At 69.1% G+C, this 15995-nt stretch carries 9 protein-coding genes; 7 read left to right on the forward strand and 2 right to left on the reverse strand.

The genetic code is table 11. The features are described from left to right. The 7 genes from ASJ79_RS03440 to ASJ79_RS03470 all read left to right on the forward strand — a co-directional run. On the forward strand, positions 1 to 876 hold an 876-nt coding region (locus ASJ79_RS03440), incomplete at its 5' end, for a cutinase family protein (RefSeq protein ID WP_067953216.1). Between the two features lie 177 nt (positions 877 to 1053). Beyond that, positions 1054 to 2943: a long-chain-fatty-acid--AMP ligase FadD32 gene (fadD32, locus tag ASJ79_RS03445; RefSeq protein ID WP_067953217.1), complete on the forward strand. Its 1890-nt coding sequence runs from the start codon at positions 1054 to 1056 to the stop codon at positions 2941 to 2943. Positions 2944 to 3001: 58 nt separating this feature from the next. Further along, positions 3002 to 8407, forward strand: a complete 5406-nt coding sequence (gene pks13, locus ASJ79_RS03450; RefSeq protein ID WP_067953219.1) for a polyketide synthase Pks13 — start codon at positions 3002 to 3004, stop codon at positions 8405 to 8407. Continuing rightward, complete coding sequence (locus ASJ79_RS03455; protein ID WP_067953220.1) at positions 8404 to 9954, forward strand: acyl-CoA carboxylase subunit beta; 1551 nt, start codon at positions 8404 to 8406, stop codon at positions 9952 to 9954. Before pks13 ends, ASJ79_RS03455 begins: the two co-directional genes overlap by 4 nt. Positions 9955 to 10011: 57 nt before the next feature. Then, the gene (locus ASJ79_RS03460; RefSeq protein WP_067953222.1) at positions 10012 to 10917 is read left to right on the forward strand and encodes a DUF4331 family protein; all 906 of its coding nucleotides are present in this window, start codon (positions 10012 to 10014) and stop codon (positions 10915 to 10917) included. After that, positions 10914 to 11288: a hypothetical protein gene (locus tag ASJ79_RS03465; protein ID WP_067953225.1), complete on the forward strand. Its 375-nt coding sequence runs from the start codon at positions 10914 to 10916 to the stop codon at positions 11286 to 11288. The genes ASJ79_RS03460 and ASJ79_RS03465 overlap by 4 nt, the downstream gene beginning before the upstream one ends. A 33-nt stretch (positions 11289 to 11321) precedes the next feature. Then, positions 11322 to 12734, forward strand: a complete 1413-nt coding sequence (locus ASJ79_RS03470) for a serine/threonine-protein kinase (RefSeq protein ID WP_067953227.1) — start codon at positions 11322 to 11324, stop codon at positions 12732 to 12734. 4 nt (positions 12735 to 12738) lie between these two features. Here the strand turns inward: ASJ79_RS03470 and ASJ79_RS03475 are convergent, their stop codons facing one another. After that, entirely contained in the window at positions 12739 to 13887 is a 1149-nt protein-coding gene (locus ASJ79_RS03475; RefSeq protein ID WP_231750704.1) for a transporter substrate-binding domain-containing protein, read from the reverse strand. Then, a partial coding sequence (locus tag ASJ79_RS03480; protein ID WP_231750705.1) for an arabinosyltransferase C-terminal domain-containing protein occupies positions 13884 to 15995 on the reverse strand: 2112 nt, incomplete at its 5' end. The genes ASJ79_RS03480 and ASJ79_RS03475, both read right to left, overlap by 4 nt.

Below are 15995 nucleotides of genomic sequence, written 5' to 3' on the forward strand. Positions count from 1 at the left end.
GCCGTGATCGCGGCGCGGGTGCCCCCGACGGCGGTGCCGCCGACGACGAAGCCGCGCCCGGACTTCCAGGACGCGAGCTGCCCGGACGTGCAGCTGATCTCGATCCCGGGCACCTGGGAGTCGTCGCTGCAGCTGGACCCGTTCAACCCGGTGCAGTTCCCGGCGGCGCTGCTGCTCAACGTGACCAATCCGATCCGGGGCGACTTCGGGGCCGACCGGCTCGAGGTGTTCACCGTGCCCTACACCGCGCAGTTCCACAATCCACTGTCGGCGGATCGGCAGATGTCCTACAACGACAGCCGCGCCGAGGGCACCCGCGCCGCGATCACGGCGATGACGAACATGAACGAGCGATGCCCTCTGACGAGCTACGTGCTCGTCGGGTTCTCCCAGGGGGCGGTCATCGCCGGGGACATCGCCTCGGACATCGGCAACGGGCGCGGCCCGGTGGACCAGGATCTGGTGCTCGGGGTGACGTTGATCGCCGACGGCCGGCGGCAGGCCGGCGTGGGCCAGGACGTCGGCCCCAATATCCCCGGCCAGGGCGCCGAGATCACCCTGCACGAGGTGCCGACCCTCTCGGCGCTGGGTCTGACCATGACCGGTCCGCGACCGGGCGGGTTCGGCGCGCTCAACGACCGCACCAACGAGATCTGCGCCCGCGGCGACCTGATCTGCGCGGCGCCGGAGTCGGCGTTCAACATCACCCAGCTGCCCAAGACGCTGGAGGTGCTCTCCGGCGGGGCGGGACAACCGGTGCACGCGATGTACGCCACGCCGCAGTTCTGGAGCCTCGACGGCCTGCCGGCGACCGGGTGGACGCTGGAATGGGCGCGGAACCTCGTGAACAACGCCCCGCAGCCGAAACATGGCTGACCTGTGACCTGATCGATCCGGCTCGAATTTGGCCAGCGCCACGCAGGTCGCCTAGCATTATGTGAGTTTAAGGAAAATCTAAGAGCGGATGCTGGCGGCTGACGGGTGGGCAGCCTCTTTCCCGGTAGGATGCCCGGGGTTTTTCGGGACAGTGAGCCCGCTTGATTGGAGAGACGAATGGCCTTCCACAACCCGTTCATCAAGGACGGATTGATCAAATTCCCCGACAACGGGAGCCTGGTCAAGCACGTCGAACGATGGGCGAAGGTGCGTGGCGACAAGCTGGCCTACCGCTTCCTCGACTTCTCCACCGAACGCGACGGGGTGGCCCGCGACCTGAACTGGGCCGACTTCGGCGCCCGTAACCGGGCCGTCGGCGCGCGTCTGCAACAGGTGACCCAACCCGGGGACCGGGTCGCGATCCTGTGCCCGCAGAACCTGGAGTACCTGGTCGCGTTCTTCGGCACGCTGTACTCCGGCCGGATCGCGGTGCCGCTGTTCGACCCGTCGGAGCCCGGCCACGTCGGCCGCCTGCACGCGGTGCTGGACAACTGCACGCCGTCGGCGATCCTGACCACCACGGCCGCCGCCGAAGGCGTGCGCAAGTTCTTCCGCACCCGCCCGGCCAACCAGCGTCCGCGTGTGATCGCCGTCGACGCGGTGCCCGACGAGGTCGGCGCCACCTGGGAGCCGGTCGACGTCGCGCACGACACCATCGCCTACCTGCAGTACACCTCCGGTTCGACCCGCATCCCGACCGGTGTGCAGATCACTCATTTGAACCTGGCCACCAACGTGGTGCAGGTGATCGAGGCGCTGCAGGGCGAGGAGGGCGACCGGGGTGTGTCCTGGCTGCCGTTCTTCCACGACATGGGCCTGATCACGGTGCTGCTGTCGCCGATGATCGGCCACTACGTGGAGTTCATGACGCCCGCGGCGTTCGTCCGCCGCCCGGGCCGGTGGATCCGGGCGATGGCCCGTCAGGAGGGCGACACCGGCGGCACCATCTCGGTCGCGCCGAACTTCGCGTTCGACCACGCCGCCGCGCGCGGCCTGCCCAAGGACGGCGAACCGCCGCTGGACCTGTCCAACGTCAAGGCGGTGCTCAACGGCAGCGAGCCGATCTCGGCGGCCACGGTGCGGCGCTTCAACGACGCGTTCGGGCCGTACGGTTTCCATCCGCAGGCCATCAAGCCGTCCTACGGCCTGGCCGAGGCGACCCTGTTCGTGTCGACCACGCCGCACAACGAGCCGCCGAAGATCATCTCGGTGGACCGCGACGAACTGAACAACCACCGCTTCGTGCCGGTCCCGGACGACTCGCCGAAGGCCGTCGCCCAGGCGGGCGCCGGCAAGGTCGGCGTCGCCGAGTGGGCCGTGATCGTCGACAACGACACCGCCACCGAGCTGCCCGACGGGCAGATCGGCGAGATCTGGATCAGCGGACAGAACATGGGCACGGGCTACTGGAACAAGCCCGAGGAGACCATCGCCACCTTCCAGAACACGTTGAAGTCGCGCACCACGCCGTCGCACGCCCAGGGCGCCGCCGACGACGCGACGTGGGTGCGCACCGGTGACCTCGGCGCCTACCACGACGGCGAGCTCTACATCACCGGGCGCGTCAAGGATCTGGTGATCATCGACGGCCGCAACCACTACCCGCAGGACCTGGAGTACTCCGCGCAGGAGGCGACCAAGGCGCTGCGCACCGGTTTCGTCGCGGCGTTCTCGGTGCCGGCCAACCAACTGCCCGACGAGGTGTTCGAGAACGCGCACGCCGGGCTCAAGCGCGATCCCGACGACACCTCCGAGCAGCTGGTGATCGTCGGGGAGCGGGCGCCGGGTGCGCACAAGCTCGACATGGAGCCGATCGCCGACGACATCCGCGCCGCGATCGCGGTCCGCCACGGTGTCACCGTGCGCGACGTGCTGCTGACCCCGGCCGGGGCGATCCCGCGCACCTCCAGCGGCAAGATCGGCCGCCGCGCCTGCCGATCGGCGTACCTCGACGGCAGCCTGCGCAGCGGCAAGGTGGCCAACGCGTTCCCTGACGAATCAGACTGACGCTCCAAATTTTTCGGCGGCCGTGCCGGTCGCGACGCGATCGTGAGGTTGGGTAGACATGGCGCAAGAACAAGAAGATTCGGGTAAGTCCGGTCCGGACATGACGGTCGCCGAGATGCGCGAGTGGCTGCGCAACTGGGTGGGCAACGCCACCGGCCAGTCGCCGGACTCGATCAACGAATCCGCACCGCTGGTCGAGTTGGGCCTGTCGTCGCGGGACGCTGTCGCGATGGCCAGCGACATCGAGGATCTGACCGGTGTGACGCTGACCGCGACGGTGGCGTTCCGGCACCCGACCATCGAGTCGCTGGCGACGGTGATCATCGAGGGCGAACCGGAAGAGGACACCGAGGCGCTGGACGCCGAGGACTGGTCGCGTGACGGCGACGAAGGCCGGCTCAACATCGCGATCGTCGGTGTGGGAACCCGCTTCCCGGGCGACATGAACAGCCCCGGCGAGATGTGGCAGGCGCTGCTGGAGGGCCGCGACGCGATCACCGACCTGCCCGACGGGCGCTGGTCGGAGTTCCTCAGCGAGCCCCGTGTGGCCGAGCGTGTCGGCAAGGCCCGCACCCGTGGCGGCTATCTGTCGGACATTAAGGGATTCGACGCCGAGTTCTTCGCGCTGTCGAAGATGGAGGCCGACAACATCGATCCGCAGCAGCGGATGGCCCTCGAGCTGACCTGGGAAGCGTTGGAACACGCGCGGATTCCGGCGTCGAGCCTGCGGGGGGAGAACGTCGGTGTGTACATCGGCAGTTCTGTGAACGACTACATGTTCATGTCGGTCGCCGATCCCGCCGTGGCGCACCCGTACGCGATCACCGGCAACTCGAGCGCGGTGATCGCGAACCGGGTGTCCTACTTCTACGACTTCCGCGGGCCGTCGATGGCCATCGACACCGCGTGCTCGTCGTCCCTGGTGGCCGTGCAGGAGGGCATCAAGGCGCTGCGCGCCGGCGACGCCGACGTCGTGGTGGCCGGCGGTGTCAACGCGCTGATCACCCCGCTGGTGACCCTCGGCTTCGACGAGGTCGGCGGGGTCCTCGCGCCGGATGGCCGCATCAAGTCGTTCTCCAAGGACGCCGACGGTTACGCCCGGTCCGAGGGCGGCGGCATGGTGGTGCTCAAGCGGCTTGAGGACGCCCGCCGCGACGGCGACCAGATCCTGGCGGTCATCGCCGGCGGCGCGGTCAACCACGACGGCCGGTCCAACGGCATGCTCGCGCCCAACCCGGACGCGCAGGAAGCGGTGCTGCGCAAGGCGTACAAGGATGCCGGCATCAATCCGCGCAGCGTCGACTACGTCGAGGCGCACGGCACCGGCACCATCCTCGGTGACCCGATCGAGGCGGACGCGCTGGGCCGCGTCGTCGGCCGCGGCCGCGCCGCCGACAAGCCGGCGTTGCTGGGCGCGGTGAAATCCAACATCGGTCACCTGGAGTCGGCCGCGGGTGCCGCCAGCCTCGCCAAGGTGGCGCTGGCCCTGCACCACGGCAAGATCCCGCCGTCGATCAACTACGCGGGCCCCAACCCGTACATCGACTTCGACAAGGAACACCTCAAGGTCGCCGACACGGTCACCGAATGGCCCCGCTACAGCGGGCACGCGATCGCCGGCGTGTCCGGCTTCGGGTTCGGTGGCGCGAACGCCCACCTGGTGGTGCGCGAGGTGCTGCCCACCGATCTCGTCGAACCCGCACCGGAGCCCGATGTCGCCGTGGTGACGCCGGCCAACGACGACGCCAAAGCCGTGTACGTCGGCGGCGTGCGGATGGACGAGTACGGCGAGTTCGTCGATGACGATGACGATGACGACGACGACGGCCTGGACCGTCCCGCCGCTTACGACGAGGAGCCCGAACTCCCGGGGCTGACCGACGAGGCGCTGCGCCTGCTGGAGGTGGCCCGCGAGGAAATGGCCGCGGCCGAGGCTGAGAACCCGCCGACTCCGATTGTGCCCATTGCCGTTTCGGGGTTCCTGACCTCCCGCAAGCGGGCGACGGCCGCCGAGCTGGCCGACTGGATCGACAGCCCCGAAGGGCGCGCGTCCTCGCTGGAGTCGATCGGCCGCTCGCTGTCGCGGCGCAACCACGGCCGGTCCCGCGCGGTGGTGCTCGCCCACGACCACGACGAGGCGGTCAAGGGGCTGCGCTCGATCGCCGAGGGCAAGCCGAACCCGATCGTGATCAGCGCCGACGGCCCGGTCACCAACGGTCCGGTCTGGGTGCTGGCCGGTTTCGGCGCCCAGCATCGCAAGATGGCCAAGAGCCTCTACCTGCGCAACGAGACGTTCGCCGAGTGGATCAACACCGTCGACGCCCTGATCCAGGACGAGCGGGGGCATTCGATCCTCGAGCTCATCCTCGACGACGCGATCGACTACACCGACGAGACCACCGAGCTCCCGATCGAGAAGGTGCAGTTGGTCATCTTCGCGATCCAGATCGCGCTCGGTGAGCTGCTCAAGGCGCACGGTGCGAAACCCGGTGCGCTCATCGGCCAGTCGCTCGGTGAGGCGGCCGCCGCGTACTTCTCCGGCGGTCTGTCGCTGGAGGACGCCACCCGCACCATCTGCTCGCGCTCGCACCTGATGGGTGAGGGCGAGGCGATGCTGTTCGGCGAGTACATCCGGCTGATGGCGCTGGTCGAATACTCGGCCGACGAGATCGTAGGGGTGTTTCGTGAAGACGAAGCCTTCAAGAACCTCGAGGTGTGCGTGTACGCCGCACCGGGCCAGACGGTCATCGGCGGTCCGCCCGACCAGGTCGACGCGATCATCGCCCGGGCCGAGTCGGAGGGCAAGTTCGCCCGCAAGTTCCAGACCAAGGGCGCCAGCCACACCTCGCAGATGGATCCGCTGCTGGGCGAGCTCGCCGCGGAACTGCAGGGCATCCAGGCGCGTCCGGTGCAGGTGCCGTACTACTCGACGGTGCACGAGGGCAACCTGATCCGGGCCGGCTCGGACCCCATCCACGACGTGGACTACTGGAAGAAGGGCCTGCGGCACAGCGTCTACTTCACGCACGGCATCCGCAACGCCGTCGACAACGGCCACACCACGTTCCTGGAGCTGGCGCCCAACCCGGTCGCGCTGATGCAGGTCGGGCTGACCACCGCCGCGGCGGGACTGCATGACGCACAGCTGATCCCGACGCTGGCGCGCAAGCAGGACGAGGTCGACTCCATGACCACGGCCATGGCGCACCTGTACGTGCACGGCCATGATCTGGACCTGCGGACCCTGTTCCCGCTGCCCGCCGACCGGCCGGTGGATCCGGCGACCGACTACGCCGACATCCCGCCGACCCGGTTCAAGCGCAAGCCGCACTGGCTGGAGGTGAACTTCACCGGTGACAGCTCGACGGTCATGCCGGGCAACCACGTCGCCACCCCGGACGGCAGGCATGTCTGGGAGTACCGTGCGCGCGGCACCGTGGACGCGCAGACTCTGGCCGCGTTGGTGAAAGCCGCTGCGGCAGCGGTACTTCCGGACGCCAAGCTGACCGCCTCGGAGCAGCGCGCCGTCCCGGGCGAGGGGGCGCGCCTGGTGACCACGCTGACCCGGCATCCCGGTGGTGCCGGCGTGCAGGTGCATGCCCGGATCGAGGAGTCCTTCACCCTCGTCTATGACGCCATCGTCACGCGGGCCGGCGCCCAGACCGCGCTGCCCACCGCTGTCGGGGCGGGCGCCGTCGCCGAGATCGCCGCTGCCGCACCGGCGGAGCCGGAGCCCGAGGAGGATGCGGCGATCCTGCAGGACAACCTCACCGCGGGCGCCGGCCTCGCGGCGGGCTTCGCGAAGTGGTCGCCGGACTCCGGGGAGACCATCGGTCAGCGGCTCGGCACGATCGTCGGCGCGGCGATGGGCTACGAGCCCGAGGACCTGCCGTGGGAGGTGCCGCTGATCGAGCTCGGCCTGGACTCGCTGATGGCGGTGCGCATCAAGAACCGCGTCGAGTACGACTTCGACCTGCCGCCGATCCAGCTGACCGCGGTGCGCGACGCCAACCTGTACGCGGTCGAGAAGCTCATCGCCTACGCGGTGGAACACCGCGATGAGGTCGATCAGCTCGCCGAGACCCAGAAGGGCAAGACGGCCGAGGAGATCGCCGCCGAGCAGGCCGAGCTGATGGGCGGAGCCAGCACCGTCGCCGAGCTGGAGGCCAAGCTGGCCGAGGCCGGCCATCCCATCGCGGCCGACAAGGACGCCGCCGCACAGGACGCCGACGAGGCCGGGGTCGCCGCCGGAACCGAAGCACCGCCGAGCATTTCGGACATCCCGGCACCGCCGACCGACCCTTCGGGGCCGGCGGGCGGCGAAAAGTCCTCAGCGGCAAGCCTCGCCGCCAAGGTCCTGACCCAGGAGGCCGTCACCGAGGCGCTCGGTGCCGACGTGCCGCCGCGGGACGCGGCCGAGCGGGTCACGTTCGCCACGTGGGCGATCGTCACCGGCAAGTCGCCGGGCGGCATCTTCAACGAGCTGCCGGCGATCGCCGACGACGTCGCCGAGAAGATCGCCCAGCGGCTGTCCGAGCGCGCCGAGGGCACGATCACCGTCGAGCAGGTCAAGGCGGCCCGCACCATCCAGGACCTGTCGGTGGCCGTGCGTGACGAGATGGACGCCGGCGAGGTCGACGGCTTCGTGCGCACCATCAGGGCCAGGCCGGAGGGTTCGACGCGGGTCCCGGTGTTCGTGTTCCACCCGGCCGGCGGTTCCACCGTCGTCTACGAGCCGCTGCTGAAGCGACTGCCGCCGGACACCCCGATGTACGGGTTCGAGCGGGTCGAGGGCTCGGTCGAGGAGCGCGCGGCCGAATACCTGCCGAAGCTGATGGAGATCCAGGGCAAGGGGCCGTACATCCTCGTCGGTTGGTCGCTCGGTGGCGCGCTGGCCTACGCGTGCGCGATCGGGCTGAAGCGCGCCGGCGCCGATGTCAGGTTCGTCGGGCTGATCGACATGGTGCGTCCCGGCGAGGAGGTGCCGCAGACCAAGGAGGAGACGCGGGCGCGCTGGGACCGCTACGCGCTGTTCGCGCAGCGCACCTTCAACGTCGAGATCCCCGAGATCCCGTACGAGCAGCTCGAGGAGCTCGACGACGAGGGCCAGGTGAAGTTCGTCCTCGACGCGGTCAAGGAGAGCGGCGTCGACATCCCCGGCGGCATCATCGAGCACCAACGCACGTCCTACCTGGACAACCGGCTGCTCGAGACCGCGGAGATCCAGCCGTACGACGGGCACGTCACGCTCTACATGGCCGACCGCTACCACGACGACGCGATCTTCTTCGAGCCGCGCTACGCCATCCGCCAACCCGACGGGGGATGGGGCGAGTTCGTCAGCGATCTCGAGGTCGTCCCGGTCGGGGGTGAACACATCCAGGTGATCGACGAGCCGTACATTGCGAAGGTCGGGGCGCACATGAGCGAGGCGATCAACGCGATCGAGAGCGGGAGCAAGTGACCGAACGAACGACTGCTGAACTCTTGGCCGAGCTGCGCGAGAAGCTGGAGCTGGCCAAGGAACCCGGTGGTGAGAAAGCTGTCGCGAAGCGGGAGAAGAAGGGCATCCCGAGTGCCCGGGCCCGGATCCACGCGCTGCTCGATCCCGGCACCTTCCTCGAGATCGGCGCGCTTGCCAAGACGCCCGGCGACCCCGACGCGCTGTACGGCGACGGCGTCGTCACCGGCCACGGCACCATCAACGGCCGCCCGGTGGGTGTGTTCAGCCATGACCAGACCGTGTTCCAGGGCTCGGTCGGTGAGATGTTCGGCCGCAAGGTGGCCCGGCTGATGGAGTGGGTGGCGATGGTCGGGTGCCCCATCATCGGTATCAACGACTCCGCCGGCGCCCGTATCCAGGACACCGCGACGTCGCTGGCGTGGTACGCCGAACTGGGCCGCCGGCACGAACTGCTGCGCGGTCTGGTGCCCGAGATCTCGTTGATCTTCGGCAAGTGCGCCGGTGGTGCGGTGTACTCGCCCATCCAGACCGACCTGATCGTCGCGGTGCGCGACCAGGGCTACATGTTCGTCACCGGTCCCGACGTCATCAAGGACGTCACCGGCGAGGAGGTCACGCTCGACGAACTCGGCGGCGCCGACGCCCAGGCCCGCTACGGCAACATCCATCAGGTCGTCGAGTCCGAGGCCGCGGCGTTCCAGTACGTCCGCGACTATCTGAGCTTCCTGCCGGCCAACACGTTCGACGACGCGCCGATCGTGAACCCCGGTCTGGAGCCGGAGATCACCCCGCACGATCTGGAGCTGGACACGATCGTGCCCGACTCGGACAACCAGGCCTACGACATGATGGAGATCCTGCTGCGGATCTTCGACGACGGCGATGTGTTCCAGGTCGGTGAGCAGGCGGGCCCGGCGATCATCACCGCGTTCGCGCGGGTGGACGGCCGCCCGGTCGGCGTGATCGCCAATCAGCCGATGTACATGTCCGGCGCCATCGACAACGAGGCCTCCGACAAGGCGGCCCGGTTCGTCCGGTTCTGCGACTCGTTCAACACGCCGCTGGTCTTCGTGGTCGACACGCCCGGGTTCATGCCCGGTGTGCAGCAGGAGAAGGGCGGCATCATCAAGCGTGGCGGCCGCTTCCTCAACGCGGTCGTCGAGGCCGACGTCCCCAAGGTCACCATCACGATCCGCAAGTCTTACGGCGGCGCGTACGCGGTGATGGGATCGAAACAGCTGACCTCGGACTTCAACTTCGCCTGGCCGACCGCCCGGATCGCGGTGATCGGCGCCGAAGGGGCCGCTCAGCTGCTGGTGAAGCGGTTTCCCGATCCGACCGCACCCGAGGTGCAGAAGATCCGGGCCGACTTCATCGAGGGCTACAACACGAGCCTGGCGACACCTTGGATCGCGGCCGAGCGCGGCTTCATCGACGGCGTCATCGAACCCCACGAAACCCGGCTGCTGTTGCGCAAGTGCATGCATCTGCTGCGCGACAAGCAGATCAACCGCGTACAGCGCAAACATGGCCTGACGCCGATCTAGACCGGCGGGTGCGGTTGGATGGAGGCACCGACGAGCGCTTGCGCGAGGAGTATTGCTGTGTCGACCGACTTCACCGGGTTGAGGAGGGGTGCGCCGCTGGGCGATCCCCGGCTGGACCTGTGCGATCTGTTCGTGTTCCCGTCGCCGAAGGATCCTGAGCGCACCGCGCTGATCCTGACGGCGAACCCGAACGCCGATGCGATGCACCCCGGCGCCGTGTACCGGATCTCCATCGACAACGACGGCGACCTGCGCAACGACATCGCGTTCAACTTCGTGTTCTCCGAGCCGGCCGGCGGCCGGCAGTGGGTGGACGTGTACCTGGCGTTGCAGGCCGACGCGCGGGTGCCCGCGGCCGCCGGGTCACGGATCTTCGGTGACGTCGAGGTGTCGTTCGACGCGCACCCGCACATGTGGCAGTCCGGGTCCTATTCGTTCTTCGCCGGCGCCCGCGCCGACGCGTGGTTCGCCGACTCCGACGTCATCGCGATGGCGGTGGAGATGCCCACGGCGTACCTCGGCGCCGAGCCCGACGTGCGGCTCTGGGCGCGCTGCAGCCTGCTGGGCGACGACGGCTGGGTGCACGCCGACCGGGTGGCGCATCCGTGGGTGAGCGGGTTCTTCTCCAGCGACGACGAGCTCTCCGAGTACAGCAGCGGGGAGCCCAATCAAGACCGTGCCCGGTGGATGGGTCACCTGATCGAGTTGATGGCCGATACCGGCGGATACAGCCGCGACGAGGCGATCAGCGCGATCGAGGCCGAGGGCACGCTGCCGGATGTGTTGACCTACAAGCCCTCCGCCCCGGCCGGGTATCCGAACGGGCGCAGGCTCACCGACGACGTCGCCGACTACCGGTCGAAGTTCCTGACCAACGGGCAGAAGGGGTTCTCCGGCCTGAGTGCGCCCGCCGACCTGCTCCCCGAGTTCCCCTACCTGGGCGCCCCCACCTCCAGGGCATGAACGAGGACACCGGCGCACCGTCGTCCCTGCTGCTCTCCGCCTACCGGACGTGCGAGACGTTGCCGCTGGTGGGCGGGTTGTTCACCCGGGGCAGGCAGGAGGCGCGGGCGGTGCTGTCGGTCGTCGTCGCCGCGGTGGTCGAGGAACTCGACATCGACGAGCTCGTGCGGGAGCGGATCACCGCCGAGACCGTCGACGCGGTCATCGCGCGTATCGACCTCGTCGCGCTGGCCGGCAAGGTGATCGACGGTGTCGACCTGCGCGCGATCATCCGGGAATCGACCGCGGTGCCCACGGTCGACCCCGAGGCGGTGGCCGGGTTCGTGGACCGGATGCGGGGGCGCAGGCAGCGTTTCCGTGACCGCTTGTGACGACGGGGGTCGGTTCGGCATAGGATTCCGCGCATGCCGCTGAGCGACGGCGAGGTGATCTCCGGGTACACGATCGCGCGGTTGTTGGGTTCGGGCGGTATGGGGGAGGTCTATCTGGCCAAGCACCCCCGGTTGCCGCGCTACGACGCGCTGAAGGTGCTGTCGGCGTCGGTGTGCGCCGACCACGAGTACCGTGAGCGCTTCCACCGGGAAGCCGACATCGCGGCCACGCTGTGGCATCCGCACATCGTGCAGGTGCACGACCGGGGTGAGTTCGACGGCCGGTTGTGGATCTCGATGGACCATGTCGAGGGAACCGACGCCGCGGCGCTGCTGGCCGACCGGTATCCCGACGGGATGCCGCCGGACCTGGTGATCCGGATCGTCACGGCGGTCGGGGAGGCCCTCGACTACGCGCACCAGCGCGGCCTGCTGCACCGCGATGTGAAACCGGCCAACATCCTGATCGCCGACCCGGAGACCGAGCACGAGCGGATCATGCTCGCGGACTTCGGGATCGCGCGCAGGGTCGGCGAGGTCAGCACGTTGACCGGGACCAACATGACCGTCGGGACGGTGGCGTACTCGGCGCCGGAACAGTTGACGGCCGACGAACGCATCGACGGCCGCGCCGACCAGTATGCGCTGGCGGCCACCGCGTTTCAGCTGCTGACCGGGGCACCGCCGTTCCGGCATTCCAATCCCGCGATCGTCATCAGCCGGCACCTGACCGCGCAGCCGCCGTCGATCTCGACGCACCGTCCCGAATTATCCTCGCTTGGAACGGCTTTCGACAAGGCGCTGGCCAAGTCGCCGTCCGACCGGTTCGACCGGTGTGTCGACTTCGCCCGCGCGCTGGCCGCGCGCACGGCGGCTACGTCGCCGGGGGTGGCGCTCGACCCGGACGCGACGATGTTCGCCGCGGCGCCGCCGACCGGTCCGCGGCACGCCAAGCTCGCCGCCGCGCCGAAGCCCCGCCGGCGGCTCGCCCTGGCCGGCGCAGGTCTGGTGCTCGTGGCGCTCGCCGTCGCCGCGGTGGTGGTCCTGGCCCAGTACGAACGACGGGAAGGCCGCGGCGAGGCCGCGCGGTCGACCACTTCGACCACTCCGACCGCGGCCCCGCAGAGCGCCCCCGCCGGTGTCACGCTGCCGGTGATCGTGGTCGGCGCGGACTGCGCCACCCTCGGTGCCGCGGGAGTCACCGAAGGCGGTGACCCGGCCTACTGCGCGCGCCTGTCGTCTTCCGGTGCGTCGCTGTGGTCGCTGTACCCGGGCGAGATCGCGCATCCCACAGCCACTTCCGCGGCTGCTCCGGGAGCCCCGGCCGCCGACACCCCGGTGCTGGTGTGCATGCAGCAGACCGGGCGCAGCCAGGTGGACTGCCACAACGACATCCTGCAGGAGAACAACGACCCCGGCGCCAACGACACCGCGGTGCCGGGCTGAGCGGTCAGTTGGTGTTTCCGGCCGCGGCGGCGACGTTGTCGCCGAACCATTTCTCCCTGATCAGGTTGTAGGTGCCGTCCTCTCGCATGCGGAACAGCGCCTGGTTGATCGGCTTGCGCAGCGGGCTGCCGATGTCGACCACGAACCCCTGGTTCTCTTCCTGGAACACCGGCCCGGCCATGACGGCGACGCCTTCGCCGCGATGCGCGACGTAGTACTGCAGCACAGGCGAGTCGAACACGACCGCGTCATAGCCCTCCTCGCGCAGCAGATGGTAGGACTCTTCGATGGTGCTTGTCGCCGTCGCCTCGATGCCCATGCCGCGCAGGAAATCTGCGGCGGTGGTGTCGGCGACGGTGGCGACGGACTTCTCGTAGAGGTCGGCCGGTCCGGTGATCTTCGCGTCGAGCTTGGCGACCGTCAGGGTGGCGCTGAGATTGGCGGAGTAGAACGACACGAAGACGATGCCCGCGAAACCCCACAGGATCGCCAATGACCGGGTGATGGTCTTCGTCGCGGTGGTGCTGTTCTTCCCGACGAGTGAGCCGATGCCCCAGCTGAAGGACTGGAAGATGCCGGGAAAATAGGACCGGGACACCACGGGGTCGTCGCCGCGGCGCTCGATCAACCAGAAGACGTGCGCCGGAATCACGCTGACCACCACCGCCGCGCTCAGCCAGATCAGCATCGTACGGGAGAACAGGAGGTCGAGGTAACCACCGAGACCGGGCACCGCCGGCCGCGTGTCGTGCACCGGCACGATGATCTGCAACCCGCCGTCGAGTGTCGGTTGGGAGAAGTCGAAATGTTGTTCGCGATCGGCGGTCAGCGAGATACCCCCCACCGCCACGTCGGCGCTGCCATCGGCCACCGCTGCCAACTGGCCGGCAACGTTGCCGGTGTCGACGAACTCGGTCTGCCAGCCCTGCCGGTTGGCGATCTCGTTCCACAGGTCGACACTGAAGCCGGTGAGCCCGCCGTTGGCGGTTTCCATCACGAACGGCTCGAGCGTGTGGACGGCCACCGTGACCGTATCCGGGACTGCACCCGAGTCGGGTTGCGCGGCGGCCGCAGGGGCCAGCAGCAACGCCCCGACACACATGGCCACCACCGTTACGTAGCGGTGCAGAGCCAGGCCGATGCGAGCCGTCACGGCCGGAACCGCATCGGTCCGGGGGACCACAGCCCCGAATGGGTCGTCTCGCCGAGGTCGATGGTGGCCGGTTCGGCGTCGACGATGGTGTCGAAGCGGCGCAGCGAGCCCCAGTCCTGGCCCCAGTCGTTGGACAGGTAGGTCGACATCACCGATGCGCGCAGCAGCAGGTCGGTGATGCCGAGCAGGCCGCCGTTGATGCCGTCCTGCCAGGTGTCGGTGCTCTGCAGCTTCGCGAAATAGTCCGGCGAGATGCGGAATCGGGGGATCTCGGTGACGCCGTTGGCGTGCAGCATCGGCTGCTGGCACGGGAACGCGAGCCCGACCGCCCAGTCCAGCAGCACCGGTTCCTCAGAACCCACGTACTCCTGCACCGACCGCACCTCGGGCACCCGCGGCGGTGTCACCGCGACCCAGTCGCCCAGGCCCAGCGACAGATCCTCGGCGATCACCCGCACCGCGACCGCGTCGTCCGGGATCTGCGCGCGCGGGTAGCGCAGGTTACGCCAGGACGGGGTGGGCCCGATGTCGTACGGGCTGACGCGGCCGGCCGGCACCGGCGCGCCGTCGGGTCCGCGGGTGGCGTACTCCAACTCGACGGTCTGACCCGAGGTGAACGCGTTCGCGACGCTGGTGCCCGCGATCGTGCCGGCGGCGGTGATCACCACGAGCGGGTGGGCGTCGTCGGCGGGCGGCAGCGCATACCACGCCGAGGCGAGGCGGCTCTCCTGCTGCGGCCCGGTGGAATACGTCCCGGCGACCGGGACCCGCGCCGGGTCCAAACCGTAGGGCAGCGGCACCGTGGACCCGTTGACGCCGGGCCGGGACAACGCGATCGGCCGGTTCCAGTCGTAATCGGTGCCGGGTTGCGGATTGTTCAGCCGGATCGCCTCGGCGATGATCCGGTCCGGAACCCCGTTGGGGGAGAAGCCGGTCGGATCGGTGCCGCCGAGCGGGCCGAGCGCGCCGTAATCACCGGGCATCGCCTGCAGGAACCCGTCGTTGGAGTCCGGTTCGACGAGCACGTCGTCGGCCAGTCCGCACCCGCCGGTGAACGCGCGGATGTTGGCCCAGCCGTTGGAGTAGGTCGGGTACTGGCGCACCACGCCGATCGCGAGCGAGGCCACCATGAACACGACCATGAACCCGGCGGCGACCGGGATCGGCGCCGCGGTGAGCGCGTTGACCACCCGGGAATCCCCCGAGCGGCCGACATGTAGGCGGAACGCCCACAGTGCCGCGACGGCGAACAGCACGAAGAACACCGCGCTGACGGTCACGCCGCCGAGTTGGGGCACCGAGTTGTTGTAGGGCACACCGAAGTTCGAGACGTACCACCAGCCGTTGGTGGAGGCGAAGCACAGCGCGAGGATGAACAGCACACCGGCCAGGAACGCCATCCGGTTGCGGGCCGAGCGCAACACCACCGGTGACACCAACACTGTCGCCAGCGCCGCCATCGCACCACCCACCGCCGCGAACAACCCGAAGTGGTGGATCCACTTGGTCGGGGTGAACATCAGGAAGAAGATGGTCGCGAAGATGACGCCCATCAGCCGCCAGGCGGGGCCGCGGGCCACACCCGCAACGCGCTTGCGCCGCAACATGATGAACAGCGACGAGAACAGGCACAGCGCGGTGAACAGGAACGCCACCCGTCGCCCGATCGCGCCGTCGGTGGTCGGCAGGATCAGGTAGTAGTAACGCAGGTTCTCGGTGTACCACTCCTGGCTGGGGCCGATCGCGGTGCGGATCTTCGTGGCCTCCAGCACCGTGGCCAGTGTCTGGTCGGCGAACACCACGGCCAGCACCACGGTGCCCGCGGCCAGCAGCGGCGCCAGCAACGGCCACAGCCCGACGGTCTTCCGCCGTCGCATCAGGATCCGCAGGATCGGGCGTCCGCCGGCGACCAGCGCGGCGACCGCGATCAGGCCGGTGGGCTGGATGCCGAGCGTGAACGCCGCGCTCGCGATGGCCAGCGCGTCGGGGGTGAACCACGCGATGTCGGTCAGTCCCTGGCCGCGCCGGCCCACGGGTTTGCCGCTGAAGAAACGCCGCCTGCGGAACACCGGATGGTTGGCGCGCAGCTGCGACACCGTGCAGGTGAA

The organism is Mycobacterium sp. NAZ190054, from assembly GCF_001545925.1.
Lineage (GTDB): Bacteria > Actinomycetota > Actinomycetes > Mycobacteriales > Mycobacteriaceae > Mycobacterium.

What these genes read in the sequence shown, in the direction of transcription:
- pks13 (WP_067953219.1), top strand. Translation starts at nt 3,002, where the DNA reads ATGGCGCAAGAACAAGAAGATTCGGGTAAGTCCGGTCCGGACATGACG.
- fadD32 (WP_067953217.1), top strand. Translation starts at nt 1,054, where the DNA reads ATGGCCTTCCACAACCCGTTCATCAAGGACGGATTGATCAAATTCCCC.
- ASJ79_RS03470 (WP_067953227.1), top strand. Translation starts at nt 11,322, where the DNA reads ATGCCGCTGAGCGACGGCGAGGTGATCTCCGGGTACACGATCGCGCGG.
- ASJ79_RS03465 (WP_067953225.1), top strand. Translation starts at nt 10,914, where the DNA reads ATGAACGAGGACACCGGCGCACCGTCGTCCCTGCTGCTCTCCGCCTAC.